This is a genomic window from Candidatus Limimorpha avicola, from assembly GCF_056978975.1.
This window is the reverse complement of sequence record NZ_DBMCYK010000015.1, coordinates 41,129-57,323: the sequence shown is the minus strand read 5'-3', so window position 1 is coordinate 57,323 and position 16,195 is coordinate 41,129. Positions and strand designations below refer to the sequence as shown.

General features: G+C 39.3%; 13 protein-coding genes. 8 read left to right on the top strand and 5 right to left on the bottom strand.

Going from position 1 to position 16,195, the window contains the following annotated elements; all coding sequences use genetic code 11:
• Positions 1–60 precede the first annotated feature (60 nt).
• Positions 61–1,116 (bottom strand): endonuclease/exonuclease/phosphatase family protein, encoded by a 1,056-nt coding sequence (locus tag ACZOVS_RS07655; RefSeq protein ID WP_483996647.1) that lies wholly within the window; start codon positions 1,114–1,116, stop codon positions 61–63.
• A gap of 253 nt (positions 1,117–1,369) precedes the next feature.
• Between ACZOVS_RS07655 and ACZOVS_RS07650 the strand changes: the two genes are divergently transcribed.
• The 7 genes from ACZOVS_RS07650 to ACZOVS_RS07620 all read left to right on the top strand — a co-directional run bounded on the left by ACZOVS_RS07650 (position 1,370) and on the right by ACZOVS_RS07620 (position 9,941).
• Positions 1,370–3,922: a hypothetical protein gene (locus tag ACZOVS_RS07650; protein WP_483996646.1), complete on the top strand. Its 2,553-nt coding sequence runs from the start codon at positions 1,370–1,372 to the stop codon at positions 3,920–3,922.
• A 12-nt stretch (positions 3,923–3,934) separates the two neighbouring features.
• Positions 3,935–6,067: a choice-of-anchor J domain-containing protein gene (locus ACZOVS_RS07645; RefSeq protein WP_483996645.1), complete on the top strand. Its 2,133-nt coding sequence runs from the start codon at positions 3,935–3,937 to the stop codon at positions 6,065–6,067.
• 16 nt (positions 6,068–6,083) lie between these two features.
• Positions 6,084–6,851 (top strand): DUF5689 domain-containing protein, encoded by a 768-nt coding sequence (locus tag ACZOVS_RS07640; RefSeq protein ID WP_483996644.1) that lies wholly within the window; start codon positions 6,084–6,086, stop codon positions 6,849–6,851.
• A gap of 87 nt (positions 6,852–6,938) precedes the next feature.
• Positions 6,939–7,676, top strand: a complete 738-nt coding sequence (locus ACZOVS_RS07635; RefSeq protein WP_483996643.1) for a polyprenol monophosphomannose synthase — start codon at positions 6,939–6,941, stop codon at positions 7,674–7,676.
• Positions 7,677–7,700: 24 nt separating this feature from the next.
• A complete protein-coding gene (locus ACZOVS_RS07630) occupies positions 7,701–9,050 on the top strand; it encodes a dihydroorotase (protein ID WP_483996642.1) in 1,350 nt (449 codons plus the stop codon).
• Between the two features lie 4 nt (positions 9,051–9,054).
• Entirely contained in the window at positions 9,055–9,495 is a 441-nt protein-coding gene (locus ACZOVS_RS07625; RefSeq protein ID WP_483996641.1) for a toxin-antitoxin system YwqK family antitoxin, read from the top strand.
• On the top strand, positions 9,492–9,941 hold the full coding sequence (locus tag ACZOVS_RS07620) for a nucleoside deaminase (RefSeq protein WP_483996640.1): 450 nt from the start codon (positions 9,492–9,494) through the stop codon (positions 9,939–9,941). Before ACZOVS_RS07625 ends, ACZOVS_RS07620 begins: the two co-directional genes overlap by 4 nt.
• A 143-nt stretch (positions 9,942–10,084) precedes the next feature.
• Here the strand turns inward: ACZOVS_RS07620 and gadC are convergent, their stop codons facing one another.
• Positions 10,085–11,620, bottom strand: a complete 1,536-nt coding sequence (gene gadC / locus ACZOVS_RS07615; protein WP_483996639.1) for a glutamine/gamma-aminobutyrate antiporter GadC — start codon at positions 11,618–11,620, stop codon at positions 10,085–10,087.
• 256 nt (positions 11,621–11,876) lie between these two features.
• Between gadC and ACZOVS_RS07610 the strand changes: the two genes are divergently transcribed.
• Positions 11,877–12,701, top strand: a complete 825-nt coding sequence (locus ACZOVS_RS07610) for a carboxymuconolactone decarboxylase family protein (protein WP_483996638.1) — start codon at positions 11,877–11,879, stop codon at positions 12,699–12,701.
• Between the two features lie 238 nt (positions 12,702–12,939).
• On the opposite strand, the gene ACZOVS_RS07605 is transcribed toward ACZOVS_RS07610, so the two are convergent.
• From ACZOVS_RS07605 to ACZOVS_RS07595, 3 genes are read right to left on the bottom strand one after another with little or no spacing between them, the layout of a single operon-like run.
• A complete protein-coding gene (locus ACZOVS_RS07605; RefSeq protein WP_483996637.1) occupies positions 12,940–13,944 on the bottom strand; it encodes an aldo/keto reductase in 1,005 nt (334 codons plus the stop codon).
• 9 nt (positions 13,945–13,953) lie between these two features.
• Positions 13,954–15,102 carry a CD0519/CD1768 family membrane protein gene (locus ACZOVS_RS07600; protein ID WP_483996636.1) on the bottom strand — a complete coding sequence of 383 codons (1,149 nt, stop codon included), beginning with the start codon at positions 15,100–15,102 and terminating at the stop codon, positions 13,954–13,956.
• Positions 15,103–15,108: 6 nt separating this feature from the next.
• Complete coding sequence (locus tag ACZOVS_RS07595) at positions 15,109–16,155, bottom strand: porin (protein WP_483996635.1); 1,047 nt, start codon at positions 16,153–16,155, stop codon at positions 15,109–15,111.
• Positions 16,156–16,195 lie beyond the last annotated feature (40 nt).

Sequence of the window (16,195 nt, the reverse complement as noted above, 5' to 3'; positions counted from 1 at the left end):
CATAAAGGCGTGCCAAAATATCAATTATGACACGCCATTAAATTATATTATAGAAAATCATTATATTTTCTTTAGCAAAATAATATAAACTGGGAAGTGGTCGCTATAACCGCCGAGCCATACCCCGCTGCCGAAAGTACGCCAAGGATAACCGTTGTATCTGCCTTCGTGTTGCATCAGAAATGATTTGGCGTGTACTACAGGTTTCAACATCTGGTAAGTGCTGAAATCTGTTTTCAACAAAGACTGAGTGATTATCGTCTGGTCTAATACTCCTTTCACATCTCTATAATAATTGGTACCTATGCCTTTTTTGTGCAGATCGTACATTGGGTTGAAGAAATCGCCTTCTTTCAGGTTTTTGACAGAACCTTTTGCTCTAAGGCCTTCAATGATGCTTTTGTTGGTAGGATAGTCGTTGAAGTCGCCCATCATGACGATTTTGGCGTTGGGATTCTCGTTAATGATGGAATCGGCAATGTGACGACAGAGAGCAGCAGCGGCAAGACGTCCCGGCAAGGAACGTTTTTCACCACCATAACGTGACGGCCAGTGCATCACGATGAACGACATCTCTTCATCATCAAAAGTACCTGTCACCACAAGTTGGTCACGTGTCACGAAATCCGGACGGTCCGGCACATGAAGATGATAAGACTTGCTGTTCTTGACAGTGAAATATTTCGGATTGTACAGCAATGCTACGTCAACACCTCGTCTGTCCGGTGATTCATAATGAATTATCTGATAATTGCGGTCTTTTATTTCCGGTTGAGCCACAAGGTCTTCCAACACACGACGGTTTTCCATTTCCGAGACTCCCAAAACAGCTATGCCGTCGGGAGTGTAAAACTGTCCTTCTGATTTGTCGGTACCGATGGTGGAAATGGCGTATGCCAAATTATGAAGTTTTGTATTGTATTTCTCTGTATTCCAACGATTTTTTCCTTCAGGAAGGAATTCTTCGTCATCGATGTTTGGGTCGTTGATGGTGTCGAAAAGATTCTCCAAATTATAGAAACCTACAAGTCCCATTTTGTATTGGTTTTGTGCCTTGTTGACCCCAAAACTCATAGAAATCAATGCTAATGCTAAAAATATTAATCTCTTTGTCATGGTTATAATGGTTTTATTGTCTAATAAGTCAGGCAAAGATAGCTATTTTAGTGATTGAACAAGAAAAAAACAATTAAGAAATGGTTATGATAAAAACATTTTATTCAAAAATTCTTAAGAAAATTAAGAAATCATTATAAAAATATTATTTTGTTGTTAATTGTTTCCAAAGATTTAATTTTTTCCTTCTTAATTGTTGGAATAGTTAATTTTATTGTACCTTTGCGAGTTGAAAGGAATTAATAAAAGAGTAATGAAAAGGTTTTTATTATGTGTTTTATTTGCAGCATTAGTAATTGTTGCAAAAACTCAAACAGTCGAACCTGACAGTATAGGTTCGCAGCACACTGATTTACCGACAGTGATTATCATGGACATAGGTGATGAAGAAGGTGATAATACCAATGATGTATCGACTTTCTTACAATCATCGCGTGATGTCTTCAGTAATATTGCCGCATATAATTTTGGTTCGAGGCGTTTCAGGGTAAGAGCATACGATTCCAAGTACACCGATGTCATGATTAATGGTGTTCCAATGAACGACCCGGAGGGTGGACGTCCTTATTATTCCAATTGGGGAGGTCTTAACGATGCCATGCGCAACACAACATTGACTCTTAACACCGGACTTGCCGATGTTGGTTTCGGTGGCTCAGGAGGGTTGACAGCTATCTCGACGAGAGCGAGCGATTATCGTCGTCAGGCTTCTGTAAGTTATGCCAATTCAAATCGTTCATACAACAACCGTATTATGTTGACGGCAGCTACAGGGCTTATGGACAACGGCTGGGCTTTTGCCGTATCGGCATCACGTCGCTGGTCGCTGAACGGATATCAGGAGGGTACATGGTATGATGCCTACAGTTATTTGTTCTCTGCCGAGAAACGTCTCAATAACAAACATGCTTTAGGCTTTTTGGTCTTCGCAGCACCATCCTCAAGAGCTTCTGCATCTCCAACTGTGCAAGAGGTATTCGACTTGCTCGACGACAATTATTACAATCCCAATTGGGGTTGGCAGACTGCTTCTGATGGCACCAGATTTAAACGTAGCGCCAGAGTGAGTACGTATCATCAGCCGATGTTCCAGTTACAACATTATTGGACTCCTTCTGAGAAATTGAAAATCAACACTACTGCATATTATTGGTTCGGAAGAGGCGGTTATACTTCACTCGAATGGGCTGAGGCAGCCGACCCGCGTCCGGATTATTACCGTAACCTCCCGAGTTATTACCTTTATCAGCTTAATCAGGGAAAAGACGGTTATACTGAAGAGGGATATATTGAATATATGAATAATTGGATCAATGATCCGTCGATGCACCAGATCAATTGGGACGAGTTTTACGCTGCTAACATGAGACATCTTCAAACAGTATTTAATGCCAATGGGGTTGAGGGAAATACCATAGCCGGTAATTTTTCCAAATATATTGTCGAAGAACGTCGTCAGGATAAGAATATGGGTGGTTTGGTAAGCAATTTTAGCTATGAAATCAATCCTTATCTCCATCTTGACGGAGGTATTAAAATAGGAGTATCCAAGACACATTATTATAAAAAGATAGCTGATTTGTTAGGTGGAGACTATTATCTCGATATTGACAAATATGCTGATGGAGAGGCTTTCGACTATACTGTGGCTCAACAAAACAACTTGTTATGTACCAATCATGTCGTTACTGTGGGGGACGTTTTCGGATACGATTATATAGCAAATCGCAACAATGCTAATATCTGGGGACAACTTAATTATCTTGTTGGCAGATGGGATGCCTTCTTCGGTGCAGAAGGAACTTTTACACAGTTGTATCGTACAGGCAATTTCAAGAATGGTCGTTTCCCGGAGGAATCATACGGTGATTCTGAAAAGTTGAATTTTATTAACGGCAGTGCCAAGGCAGGTGCTAAATTCAGTATCAACGGACGTAATTACATTGTCGCCAATGTGATGTTTAAAACACAGGCTCCTGATTTCAGAAGTGCTTTCGTGGCTCCTCGTGTGAGAAATACAGTGGTGCAGGGATTGGATAGCGAGAAGATATTGTCGTTCGACTTGGGTTATGAATATCGTTCGCCTTTCATGAAAGCTCGTCTTACTGCTTATAGAACACAGTTTTATGATCTTACATGGAATCGTAGTTTCTATTATGAAGGTACCGGAAAATTCGTCAATTATATCATGAATGATATAAATGAGGTGTCTCAAGGTGTAGAATTAGGCGCAGAGATTAATGTTACCAATACCATCAGTGTGCAGCTGGCAGCTAATGTTGGAGAACAGTATTATTCCAATAATCCTAAAGTCAATGTATTTGAAGATAACAACGCTGTACCTATTTATGAAGGTGAGACAGCATATCTTAAAAATTATTATGTCGGAGAGATGCCTCAGACAGTAGGTTCTATTGGATTGAAATATAATGCTCCTCGTTTTTGGTGGGTCAGTCTGAACGGAAATTATTTCGATAATTATTATCTTGCTGTGAATCCAAGTAACCATACTATGGATGCTTTTGAGTATTGTATTGATAATGATGAACGCAGAGCTCTTATACTCGACCAGGTGGAATTGCCGTCTGCCTTTACTCTCGATTTTTATGGAGGCAAGTCATGGGTGGTGAAAGGTTATACCATCTTGCTTAATGTAAGTATCAATAACTTACTCAACAACAAAGACATTATCCTTTATGGATATGAGCAGCTGCGTAGCGATTATGAAGATCCTGAGAGATTCCCGGATAAATATGCTTATCTTTATGGCTTGAATTATTTTATCAGTTTGACAATAAGACATTAATTTGAAAAGAATATGAAAACATTATTAACAGGATTATCTAAAAAAAGCATTGTTATGCTTTTAATGGCAATATGTATTGTCGCAACGGTATCATCATGTAAAAGAAAGCCTGATGACCCGCCTATTAATTTGCAGGGCGATGTTCAGACTTTGCCGTACACTCAGAATTTCGATAAATCTTTTGGTACATATATTACATATAATGTTGCAGGCGATGAGGTTTGGACTATAGATTTTGAGACTGCCAAGATGTCAGGATATGATGGCGAGAATAATTTGGCGAATGAAGACTGGCTTATTTCATCACCTGTAAATATTACCGGCATACAGAATGCCAAGATGGTGATGACATATATAGCACGCTATTTCAATAATCTCAGTTCTGACATTACGATACAGGTGTCGAGCGATTATGTGTTTAAAGAAAATCCTAATACTGCGACATGGACAGAAGTGCATGCCAATCTTGTGGGTGGCTATGACTGGGAGAATTTTATAACTACGGAAATAGACCTTAGTAACTTTGTAGGTCAACAGGTATGCGTGGCTGTGAAATATTTGTCAACAGCAGAAAAGGCCGGCACTATAGAAGTTAAGTCAATAAGTATTGAGGAAGGCAAAGCCAATGTTGGCGATGATGCCGGTGAGTTGCAGTCGTTGCCTTATACTCAGTTGTTTACTACTTCTTTCGGAACTTATACAACTTATGATGTCTCCGGTTCACAGTCGTGGATGATAGATTTCCAGACAGCCAAGATGACAGGCTTCGTGAATTATACCAATTATGCCAATGAAGACTGGCTTATATCATCACCTGTTGATCTTAAAACTGTGACAGAAGCCAAAATGGTAGTTACTTATATTGCTCGTTATTTCAATGATCTTAATAATGATATAACATTCTATGCTTCTACCAACTATACTTTTAATGATGCTCCATCAAATGCAACATGGACCAAGATTAACTCTTCTTTGGTATCAGGTGCTGACTGGGAGACATTTATCACTACGGAGTTAGACCTTAATGCTTTTGTAGGTCAAGAAGTTACTCTGGCTGTGAAATATCTTTCTACCGATGAGAAAGCCGGTACCATTGAGATTCGTAGCATCAGTATAGAGGAAGGTCAGGCGACAGGTGGCGGTGGCAATGTAGGTGAGATACAGTCTCTTCCTTATGTACAGTCGTTCACTAATGAGTTTGGCACTTATACCACACAGGATGTCTCCGGTGCACAGTCGTGGATGATAGATTTCCAGACAGCCAAGATGACAGGCTTTGTCGATTTTGTCAATTATGCCAATGAAGACTGGCTGATATCATCACCTGTAAATCTTTCCGCTCAGAAAGTTAAGGCTACGGTGTCTTATATAGCACGTTATTTCAATAATCTTAACTCTGATGTGACATTCCTTGTGTCAACGGATTACAATATTGGTGATATGCCTTCTACTGCTACGTGGAATGAGTTGTCAACGACATTGGTGGCGGGTTCCGACTGGGTCACTTTCAGTACCTTGGAGATAGATCTTTCCGCATATTCCGGAAGTACGATATATTTTGCGGTGAGATATCTTTCTACAGATGAGAAAGCCGGTACCATAGAGATAAAATCCATAGCTATTGAAGAAGGCGAGCCTAACAACCCCGGACAGGGTGATGTCATCTTTAGCGAGACATTCGCTTCAGGACAAGGTGACTTCTCATTGGTCGATGTTTATATGGACCAGGCTCTTTCTTATGTGTGGATGCATGCTCCCGATTATCAGTGCATGAAGGCGAGTGCATTTGTGGGCGGCAGCAATCGCGAGGCTGAGAGTTGGCTCATTTCTCCTTCTATAGATTTGAGTGGCATAAGAGATGCCTCATTGTCTTTTGACCATGCTTATAAATTTACATCATCACCGGAGAATGATTTGACAGTATGGGTTTCGACGGATTATGTGTCAGGCATGCCGTCATCGGCAACATGGACACAGGTACAGATACCTAATTATCCTACAGGTGAGGATTGGAGTTTTGTAAATTCAAATGCTATGAATCTCTCATCATTTACAGGTAACAGCAATGTGAGAATAGCATTTAAATATATGAGTAGCAGTACTGAAAGTGCCACTTGGGAAGTTAAAAATGTTGTTGTGGAATAATTAAATTTTCTAAGAAATGTTTAAATTATTGAGAAATTTGGCTGTAGTATTCATGGTGTTGGTCGTGATATGTGCCTCTTGCGTAAAAAAAGATGCGCGTGATAATAACTTTCCCGCGCCTAACATAGAACCTATTCCTGAGGGTACGGTATATACCATAGCAGAATTGCTTGAAATGTGGGGTGGACTTAGCGATTATTCCTTTACTTTCACTGAGGACGCATCTGTCTATGGCATTGTTACTGCTGATGAGACGTCAGGAAATCTCTACAAACAGGCTTTTATCGAAAGTAATGGCGCTGCCATAGAGCTTTATCTCAATGCCACAAGTGCCTTGCGTATAGGTGATTCCGTAAGGGTATGTCTTAAAGGTGCTACCTTGTCGTCTTATAAGGGTTTGCCTCAGATTCAGGATTTGGATCCTAACAATATCATCATTTTGAAAAACAATTGTGAGGTAACTCCTGTTGTAATAACGTTGTCGGAGATTTCCATGTATCTTTGTAGATTCGTTCAAATAGACAATGCCGAATTCAAGGCTTCCGACACTTTGTTGACTTATGCCGAGCCCGATGATTACGGTAATCGTACTTTGTATGCAGATTGTAATGATGATGAATCTGTTATTGTACGTACAAGCAGTTATTCGAGTTTTGCGTTGCAGCCTGTACCGAGCGGCAAAGGCTCGATAAAAGGTATAGTCACTGTTTACAATACAGAGATGCAGCTCGTATTGCGTTCACTTAAAGATGTCGATTTGACAGGAGAACGCTGTACCTATTGATGATGGTTTCTTCTTGTAAATGAAGTTTTTCATTCATCAATATAATATTAACATTAAATTGACGTTGATTTTGAAATAATTGTTTTTATGTCAGAAAACGTTGTTATTATACCTACATATAACGAGAAAGAAAACATTGAAAAAATAATAAGATATGTTTTCAATCTCAGTATGCCATTCGATATTCTTATTGTTGAAGACAACAGTCCGGATGGAACAGCTGATATTGTAAGAGAATTGATGAAGGAATTTCCAGACAGGCTGTTTATGGAAGAGCGTAAGGGTAAATTGGGTCTTGGGACAGCATATATTCATGGTTTTAAATGGGCTTTGGCACGTGAATATGAGTATGTTTTTGAGATGGATGCTGATTTCTCACACAATCCTGACGACCTGATCAGACTTCATGATGCTTGTGCAGAAGGTGCTGATCTCTCAATAGGTTCTCGTTATATTACCGGTGTCAATGTCGTCAATTGGCCAATGGGTCGTGTACTCATGTCTTATTATGCTTCTGCTTATGTGCGTTTTGTGACAAGGATAATGGTTAGGGATACTACTGCAGGTTTCGTGTGTTATAAAAGGAAGGTGTTGGAGACTATTGATTTAGACAGAATCAAGTTTGTGGGATATGCTTTCCAGATAGAGATGAAATATACTGCATGGAAACTCGGTTTTAAGATACAAGAAGTCCCTATCATCTTTACCGACAGAGCTGAAGGTACTTCCAAAATGTCAAAAGGTATCTTTAGGGAAGCTGTTTTCGGTGTCATCAATCTTAGATGGAGAGGCATGACAGGCAAAATAAAACCCAAGAAAAGTTAGTATAATGTAAAAATATGATAATCAATGGGTTATATTATTAAAAATGCAACACTTGTCAATGAAGGGGAATCTTTTTTGGCAAGTGTTGCTGTTTCAGGAGAGTTTATAGAAAAGATAGCGAGAGGTACGGATGCCATGGACTCGACCAGGTGGAAAGGTTATACCGTAATAGATGCACGTGGCAAATATCTGTTGCCCGGTGTCATAGATGATCAGGTCCATTTTAGAGAACCGGGGCTGACTTATAAGGCAGATATTCGAACTGAAAGCCGAGCCGCTGTGGCAGGTGGAGTGACTTCATTCATGGATATGCCTAATACCGTGCCTAATACATTGACACAACAGCTTTTACAACAGAAATATGATATTGCTGCCGAGAAGTCGTATTGTAACTATTCTTTCTATATGGGCGCTTCTAACGACAATATAGAAGAAGTGTTGAAAACCAATCCGCGTGAGGTCTGCGGTATCAAGGTGTTTATGGGCTCGAGTACCGGTAATATGCTGGTTGATAAAGAAGAGATTCTTGAACGCATTTTCAGAGAGGCTCCATGCCTCGTGGCAACACATTGTGAAGACGAAATTATCATAAGAGCCAACATAGCGATGTTCAAAGAACGTTATGGCGATGACGCTCCTGCCATGATTCATCCTCTTATACGTAGTGCTGAGGCTTGTTACCGTTCTTCTTCAAAAGCTGTTGAGATAGCTGAGAAATATAATACCCGTCTTCATGTCCTTCATGTCTCCACAGAAAAGGAGATGTCGTTGTTTAGAAATGATATACCTTTAAAAGACAAAATGATAACTTCAGAGGTGTGTCTTCATCATCTTTGGTTTAATGATAAAGATTATGAAAGCAAAGGCAACTTCATCAAATGGAATCCTGCTGTAAAGACGGAACAGGATCGGAGTGCATTGCTCGCTGCCGTCATTGACAACCGTATTGATGTTGTGGCTACTGACCATGCTCCTCATACCTTGGAAGAGAAAAGCAAACCATATTTTTCTGCTCCGTCGGGAGGTCCTTCCGTACAACATCTTCTTACCGGTCTTATGGAATTTGTAAACAGAGGTGTAATGACATTGGAAAAAGTGGTGGAGAAACTGTCGCATAATCCTGCAATTCTGTTCGGAATAGACAGAAGAGGTTTCATAAGAGAAGGGTATTATGCTGACTTGGTGATAATAAATCCGGATAAGAAACAATACGTAAACAATGAAAACGTTTTATATAAATGTGGATGGACTCCATATAATGGAATAGTATTAAGTAATAGTGTTGACAGTACTTTCGTTAATGGAAGTCTTGTGTATCATGATGGGATTATTGAAGATATTATTAATGCTAAAAGATTGATATTTAATAGATAATGATATGAAGTTTTTATTTTATGTATTTTTTGCCATGTTGACACTTGTATCTTGTTCCGGAAATAAAGAAAAAATCATGGTGGAAGAAGTGAAGGAACGTCATGAGAGCAACAATACACCTAAGATTGTGTATTATTATGAGGTAGAAGGAAAAAAGAAGACTTTAGTCGGTGAGAAATGGTATCATGATAATGGCATTTTGAATTTAGAAGGCAAGATTGTAAATGGTAAAAGGGAGGGACGTTTTTTAGGTTATTATCCTGATGGCAAGTTGATGAGTGTAGGTTCTTTTAAGAATGGTCTCAGAGAGGGTCGTGGCATTGTCTATCATAACAATGGGAAGATTAGCATCGATGGCATTTATGAACATGGCAAACAGGTCGGGATGTGGAAGTTTTATGATGAAGAAGGCAAGGTCATCAATGTGATAGATATGGGCAAATGATGGGTCTGTCGGTTTTTTCTGATGAGTATTATATGCAACAGGCTCTTAATGAGGCTGCTGTCGCTGCTGAGGAAGACGAAGTCCCTGTTGGTGCTGTTATAGTATGTGGTAATAAGATAATAGCCAAGGCGCATAATCAGGTGGAGTTGCTTAACGATGTTACTGCGCATGCCGAGATACTTGCTGTTACTGCTGCATGTAATGCTTTGGGTGCCAAATATTTAGAAGAGTGTACGCTTTATGTGACATTAGAGCCTTGTGTGATGTGTGCCGGAGCTTTGGAACATTGTCATATCAAAAGAGTTGTTTGGGCTTGTGATGATGTCAAAAATGGCTTTCAACGTTTTGGTAATTTGCTGCATCCTAAGACGTCCGTTAGCACAGGTGTGTTGAAAGAAGAGTGTTTATCGTTGTTGACAGAGTTTTTTCGAAATAAACGCAAATGAATAAATATAGTCATTTTACAGAAGATGTGAAAGTTGCGTTAATATTGTTATTTAATATTAATCAGAGAGGTAAAGGTATGTCTGTGTCTTATAGCTGTAAATTGAAACACTTATAAGATTATAGACATACCTTCTCAATTAATTCAGTGTGTTTTTACTGTAGTTTTTGTTGTTGTTTTTGGAGTATTGGTGTTTTGTGTCGTTTGTGTTGTAGCAGGTGTTTCCCAATGGAAAGGCTGGAATTGATTGTCTTGGCTTTTGTCCTGCCATTCCGGTTTACGCATGGCATAAATAATAAAAGGTAATGCTACAAATATTGCGCAACCCAATATAAGGACAGTAAACCAGACAGTATTGCTGCCGGTAGAGATTTGTGACGGAGGTATGAAACTCAAGACAAAAGCCAACAATGAACCTAAGAATCCCATCCCTCCGATAATCCATATCAAGAAGTTGCCGTTTTTACCAATACGGAAAGGACGTTCTGCATCTTTCATGCTGTATCTCAGATATATGACAGAAGCAAACATCAATAGATACATTATAAGGTATAACAGCACTGTAAGTTGAGACAATATCTGATAAAAACTTTGAACGGAAGGCATGACTACAAACAATAAACTCAATATTGTCACAATGCAACCTTGTATTATCAAGATGTTACGCTGTACTCCTATTTTGTTGGTTTTCTGCATGAATTTAGGCAGGTAGCCGGCTTTGCCAACGGTAAATATACCTTTTGAAGGACCGGCAACCCATGTCAATACTCCGGCAAGGACACCAAATGCAAGGACAACAGCTATTACTGGTGACATCCATGACATCCTGACATATTTGAAATAATTGTCGAATCCGGTCAACAAGCTTTGTGTCAGATTTATATCTTTTTGAGGTATGATAAATCCCAAAGAATAGGTGCCGAGTACAAAAATCAGTACTGTGATAAGTGAGCCGATGAAAACAGCACGAGGATAGTTGCGTTTTGGGTTATCCATGTCTTTGACATGAATGCCGGACATTTCCATACCTGCATAAAAAAGAAATATGCCGGAGGCGAGAACCAAGTTGTCTAATTTTGTCAAATCCGGCCAGAAACTGCCGCTGAGGTCCATTTGTGGTTTGCCACCGGTGCTGACATAAATGATACCGAGTACTATGAGCAGTGCGGCAGGTATGATGGTACCTACGAGTCCTCCTATTTTGGATATCTTGCCGACCCAGCCTAATCCTTTCAATGATATGAAAGTGGCAAGCCAATAAATGACCAATACTACAACGAGGGTGTATATCCTGTTGGAAGCAAGTAACATGTCGCCTTGTGGATTGATGCCAATGAATGCTAAAGATACGGCACCGAATGTCAATACTGTAGGATACCATATTGTGCTTTCAATCCATTGAAGCCATATTGCAAGGAATCCGAGACGTTTTCCGAAAGCTTCTCCTACCCATCTGAATACTCCGCCTTCTTTGTTGGAAAACATGGCTGCCAACTCAGCAGCGACAAGAGCTGTGGGAATGAGAAACACTATCGCTGCAAAAAGATAATAGAATGCCGAACTTAGTCCGTATTCCGCCTCCGATGGAAGCCCTCGTAACGATACAACTGCCGTTACATTCATGATGGCTATGGTGAATACTCCTAACTTGGCTGCTGTTTTTGTTTTTGTATTGTCCATAAGCGTGTTTTTTGCTTTTCAAACAAGATGATTTATGTATTGTTTGATAAAATTTTGCAAAATAACACATGTAAATAGAATGACAGTGCCTGTTGGGTATTTGTATGAAATATGAATTACGGCTACATTCTGTATTTTAATGACTGTAAAAAAATGTTCGAATCAGGAATAATGGTAATAATTACCGTATAATGATTATTTACCCGGTATCTTTTTTGAATTATTTTTGTATATGAATATCTTATTTTATTTAATTATGAAAAAAATAATGATTTTGGCAATGTTATTGCTTACATTTACAACAATTACAAAAGTTATGGCACAAAACAAAGTAAAACAGACAGCAGGAAGAGATCAGTTGGGTGCTTTTGCTCCCAAGTTTGCTGAATTGAATGATGATGTTCTTTTTGGAGAAGTGTGGAGTCGTACCGACAAACTCGGTTTACGCGATCGCAGCCTTATTACTGTTACAACCCTTGTAAGCATGGGTATTACCGACAGTTCGTTAATATATCATTTGCAGGAAGCCAAAAAAAATGGTATTACACGCGATGAAATTGCAGAAATATTGACACATGTGGCATTTTATGCCGGTTGGCCGAAGGCATGGGCAGCATTGCGTCTTGCCAAAGAGGTATGGGCTGATGAGACGACAGCCTCTGATGACAGTTCGGCTTTTGAGCAAGAGATGTTTTTCCCAATAGGTCAGCCTAATGACGCTTTTGCCGAATATTTTACGGGACAAAGTTATATCGCAACTTTGTCCGATACTCAGATACCTGTCTGTAATGTTACCTTTGAGCCGGGATGTCGCAATAATTGGCATATACATCATGCAAACAAGGGTGGAGGACAGATTCTTATCTGTGTGGCAGGCGAAGGTTGGTATCAGGAATGGGGTAAACCGGCACGTAAATTGTTGCCGGGTGATGTCGTCAATATTCCGGTGGGCGTCAAACATTGGCATGGTGCTGCCGCTGACAGCTGGTTCGCTCATCTCGCCATAGAAGTTCCTGGAGAAAAATCACGAAACGAATGGCTCGAGTCAGTAAAAGATGAGGATTATTACAAACTTAAATGATGTTTGAAAATTAGAAACTTTTGTATGGTAAAATATGTTTTCGGATGGTTTTACCGTAATGACTTTGGTTGACCTTTCTATGACAATTGTCGATTGAAAATTTGCACGACAGAATCTTTACCGGATAGGATTAGGAAACACCTGAATCTTATCTGTTTTTTTATAAATTTATCTTACGTAAAATATGTTTTTTGCAAATTTCTGAAAATAATATAGTATTTATGGTCATTATATATTATTAGATGAATGTCTTGAAGTCCTCATAGTTTCTTCTCAACAGTTCCGGAGTATCGAGACCGTATGGACATTTTTTCTTGCATTGATTACAATGGAGACAATTTTCTATCTGTTTCATTTTTACTTTCCATTCATCGGCAAGATATACGCTGAGAGGAGCGCGGCGTAAAAATAGACTCATTCTTGCACAGTTACAAATATCGATACCTGCCGGACAAGGCATGCAGTAGCCACAACCTCGGCAGAAGTCGCCTTTTAGCATTTCTCTGTCCTCTCTAACTTTTTCCCAACGTTCTTCATTCATGGCAGGAGCATTATCCTGGTAAGATATGAACTCGTCGAGTTCGTTTTCATGTTGAACACCCCATATAGGAAGCACGTCATAATCGGCAAGATATGCGTATGCAGTGGCTGAGTCAGTGATGAGACCGCCAGACAATGCTTTCATACATACAAATCCCATTTTTTTGTTAAGACAAGCCTTTACTACTTCAATGTCTTTGTCGGATGCCAAATAAGAGAAAGGAAACTGCAACATCTCGTAGAGGTCTGAATCTATGGCATCATGGGCTACTGACAATCTATGGTTTGTGATACCAATATGGATTATCTTGCCTTGACGTTGAGCTTCGAGCATGGCTTCATAAAGACCGCTGCCGTCTCCTGGTTTGGGACAAAATGGAGGGTTATGAAACTGATATATGTCTATATAGTCGGTCTGAAGCAGCCTTAAACTTGTCTCTAAATCTTTCCAAAAATCTCCAGCAGTAAGCGCACCGGTTTTGGTGGCTATTATTATATTTTTCCTGACGTCATGCAAGGCGACACCTATTTTCTCTTCACTGTCGGTATAAAAACGTGCCGTATCATAATAATCGATACCGTTGTCATAAGCCTTGCGAAGCAGTTTAGCGGAATCTTCCATGCTTATACGTTGTATAGGCAAAGCTCCGAACCCGTTTTTGTTTACGGTGATACCGGTTTTTCCTAATGTTATACGTTGCATAATAATCTTTTAGGCTATCAATGAAAATAGAAGATAGAACAAGTGTGCTGCAATGCCGGCAACAAAACCTCCAATGGTATGAGCAATTATGGCTTTAGAAGTAAGGTTACGATATCCCAATGAGTCGAGCATGGCAGTATGTGTACTTAAAAATCCGCTCCAGCACATACCCATGGCAGTGAATACAGCAATGGCGTTGCCATTTAGAAGACCTTCTGCCATGAAACGAGGAATGAGACCTAAGGCTGCACCTACAGCGCCAAGTGATGTTATTGGAAATGCTAACAGTTCAGGATTCTTGAAGCCGAAAAGCCATTCAAAGATGAAGTTGACTTTGTTGGCAAGATAAGGCAACAGTCCTATCCCCTCATAAGGACCGCCGGTGTAACCTCCTTCTGGTTCTCCAAAAGTTATCATCATTACGAAAGTAGAGATGATGAGCACACCGGGAATAATGGCAAGACCCACATCGACACCTGATTTGCCGCCATCGAGAATGGCATTGAGAAAACGTAAAAAGACACCGCCTTCCGATTTGAATGATATTTTAGACTCATCGCCTTTGCTTTCTTCTTCTGCATTAAGTTCGGGATGAGATTTCAAAATGAATTTTTGCATCAGCCTTGTAGATACTATGCTGCCTAGTATGGCGCCCAAAAGGCCTATTAACGCTCCTGCAACGTAACCTTTTCCCATCATAAATATGACAACGACAAGACCCATGCCAAATGCGGTGCCGAAGTTGGTAAGTGAGATAAGTTGATATTTTTTGAAAAACTGTGTAAAGTTTTTATCTTTTGAAAGACTGATGATAGCAGGATTGTCGGATAAGAATGTCATAATTCCACCAAGAGCTGCAACTCCCGGAAGATTATACAGCGGCTTCATCAACGGTTTAAGGAAATATTCTATCAAGCGGACTACACCGAATTCTACAAGAAGACTTCCTAATGCACCCGACACTACCGTTATTGCCATAATATATAATACTGTTTCTATGAGAAGACTGTATGATGTCTGCATGATTGTGTTTAACATATTGGTAAATCCCATTTTATATCCAATGAAACCAAATACCAAGAAGAATATGATTAGAAATGTAACAGCTTCTATTCTTCTTCTTGTCAGAAAGTGCAATCTGTTGAGAAACTTTTTCATTTATTGTTATTTTTTAAATTTAATTCTCCATGTAATACCGGCATTGGCTTGATAGGTCAACATGTCAGGTGTCTGATTTACAGCAAAGAAACAATGAAGACGAATATCATTTTTGCCTCTTAGCGGATAAAATTCGGCTCCTAAACCATAAAATGCACATTCATAACCGGGTAGAATACTCGGATCGAAGATTTCATATAAAGGATCTTCTATGACGGGGAAGTCATTTACTTCATAACCGCCTTTTACAAACAAGGACAATCTTTCGTTAAAAGTATAATCAGCCTTTGCTATTAAACTCATATCCTTGAAGAAGAATTGTTCCTGTTCAAACAATGCCCTGTTGGTAAAATCGATATATCCTGTAAAACCGCCGAAAATGAATTTTGTACCTGTAGCGATGAAATTCACGTATTTACCTTTTCTAAATTCGAACATATTGAATGAATAAGTTGTCTTGATATGTTTGAAGTTTCCGCTCCACATCAGGTTATAAGCATATAATCCTTCATTAGGATTTAATATGTATGGCGAGTTTGTGAATTGAAATGTAAAAACATTCTTTTTGTCAGATGTCTCGTATGATGAGGCTATACCAAATTGATAACAACTGTAATCGTTCCATGAAGCAGAGCCGAAATAAATGTCTATTGGAGCCAAGTCATAATCCCAACCGCCGACGGCAAGTGTCATTTTACCGGCAGTGAACGACAGATTTTCAGTAGTGTGATATGTTAAATTTATAAAGTCAGTATTGCCGAAAAGATTGTAGAATGAGTTGAAATCATCTGATGCAGGTAATATTTTGTTGAGTCTTTGTCTGAAACTGTATGAGAATTTGTCTGTAATCTGACCTTTCAACACGAAGTTGAGCAATTTGCCGTTGAATCCGCTGTTAGTGATACTGTCGTGTGCAGAAAAAACGAAATCTGCTCTTGCTTCAATACTTAAATTATTGATTTTAAACTTATTGTCCTGTGCATTTGATGTCTTGTGGAATATTGAAACAGTCAGTACAATAATGCTTGCAATCAAGAAAAATTTTTTGTTCATTATTTTAATAATTTTTTGCAAAGGTAGTAAAATATGTTAA

Excerpts from the sequence above, each read along its gene's own strand:
- ACZOVS_RS07640 (WP_483996644.1), top strand. The coding sequence starts at position 6,084 with ATGTTTAAATTATTGAGAAATTTGGCTGTAGTATTCATGGTGTTGGTC.
- ACZOVS_RS07620 (WP_483996640.1), top strand. The coding sequence starts at position 9,492 with ATGATGGGTCTGTCGGTTTTTTCTGATGAGTATTATATGCAACAGGCT.
- ACZOVS_RS07655 (WP_483996647.1), bottom strand. The coding sequence starts at position 1,116 with ATGACAAAGAGATTAATATTTTTAGCATTAGCATTGATTTCTATGAGT.
- gadC (WP_483996639.1), bottom strand. The coding sequence starts at position 11,620 with ATGGACAATACAAAAACAAAAACAGCAGCCAAGTTAGGAGTATTCACC.
- ACZOVS_RS07610 (WP_483996638.1), top strand. The coding sequence starts at position 11,877 with ATGAAAAAAATAATGATTTTGGCAATGTTATTGCTTACATTTACAACA.
- ACZOVS_RS07630 (WP_483996642.1), top strand. The coding sequence starts at position 7,701 with ATGGGTTATATTATTAAAAATGCAACACTTGTCAATGAAGGGGAATCT.
- ACZOVS_RS07635 (WP_483996643.1), top strand. The coding sequence starts at position 6,939 with ATGTCAGAAAACGTTGTTATTATACCTACATATAACGAGAAAGAAAAC.
- ACZOVS_RS07600 (WP_483996636.1), bottom strand. The coding sequence starts at position 15,102 with ATGAAAAAGTTTCTCAACAGATTGCACTTTCTGACAAGAAGAAGAATA.
- ACZOVS_RS07595 (WP_483996635.1), bottom strand. The coding sequence starts at position 16,155 with ATGAACAAAAAATTTTTCTTGATTGCAAGCATTATTGTACTGACTGTT.
- ACZOVS_RS07650 (WP_483996646.1), top strand. The coding sequence starts at position 1,370 with ATGAAAAGGTTTTTATTATGTGTTTTATTTGCAGCATTAGTAATTGTT.
- ACZOVS_RS07605 (WP_483996637.1), bottom strand. The coding sequence starts at position 13,944 with ATGCAACGTATAACATTAGGAAAAACCGGTATCACCGTAAACAAAAAC.
- ACZOVS_RS07625 (WP_483996641.1), top strand. The coding sequence starts at position 9,055 with ATGAAGTTTTTATTTTATGTATTTTTTGCCATGTTGACACTTGTATCT.
- ACZOVS_RS07645 (WP_483996645.1), top strand. The coding sequence starts at position 3,935 with ATGAAAACATTATTAACAGGATTATCTAAAAAAAGCATTGTTATGCTT.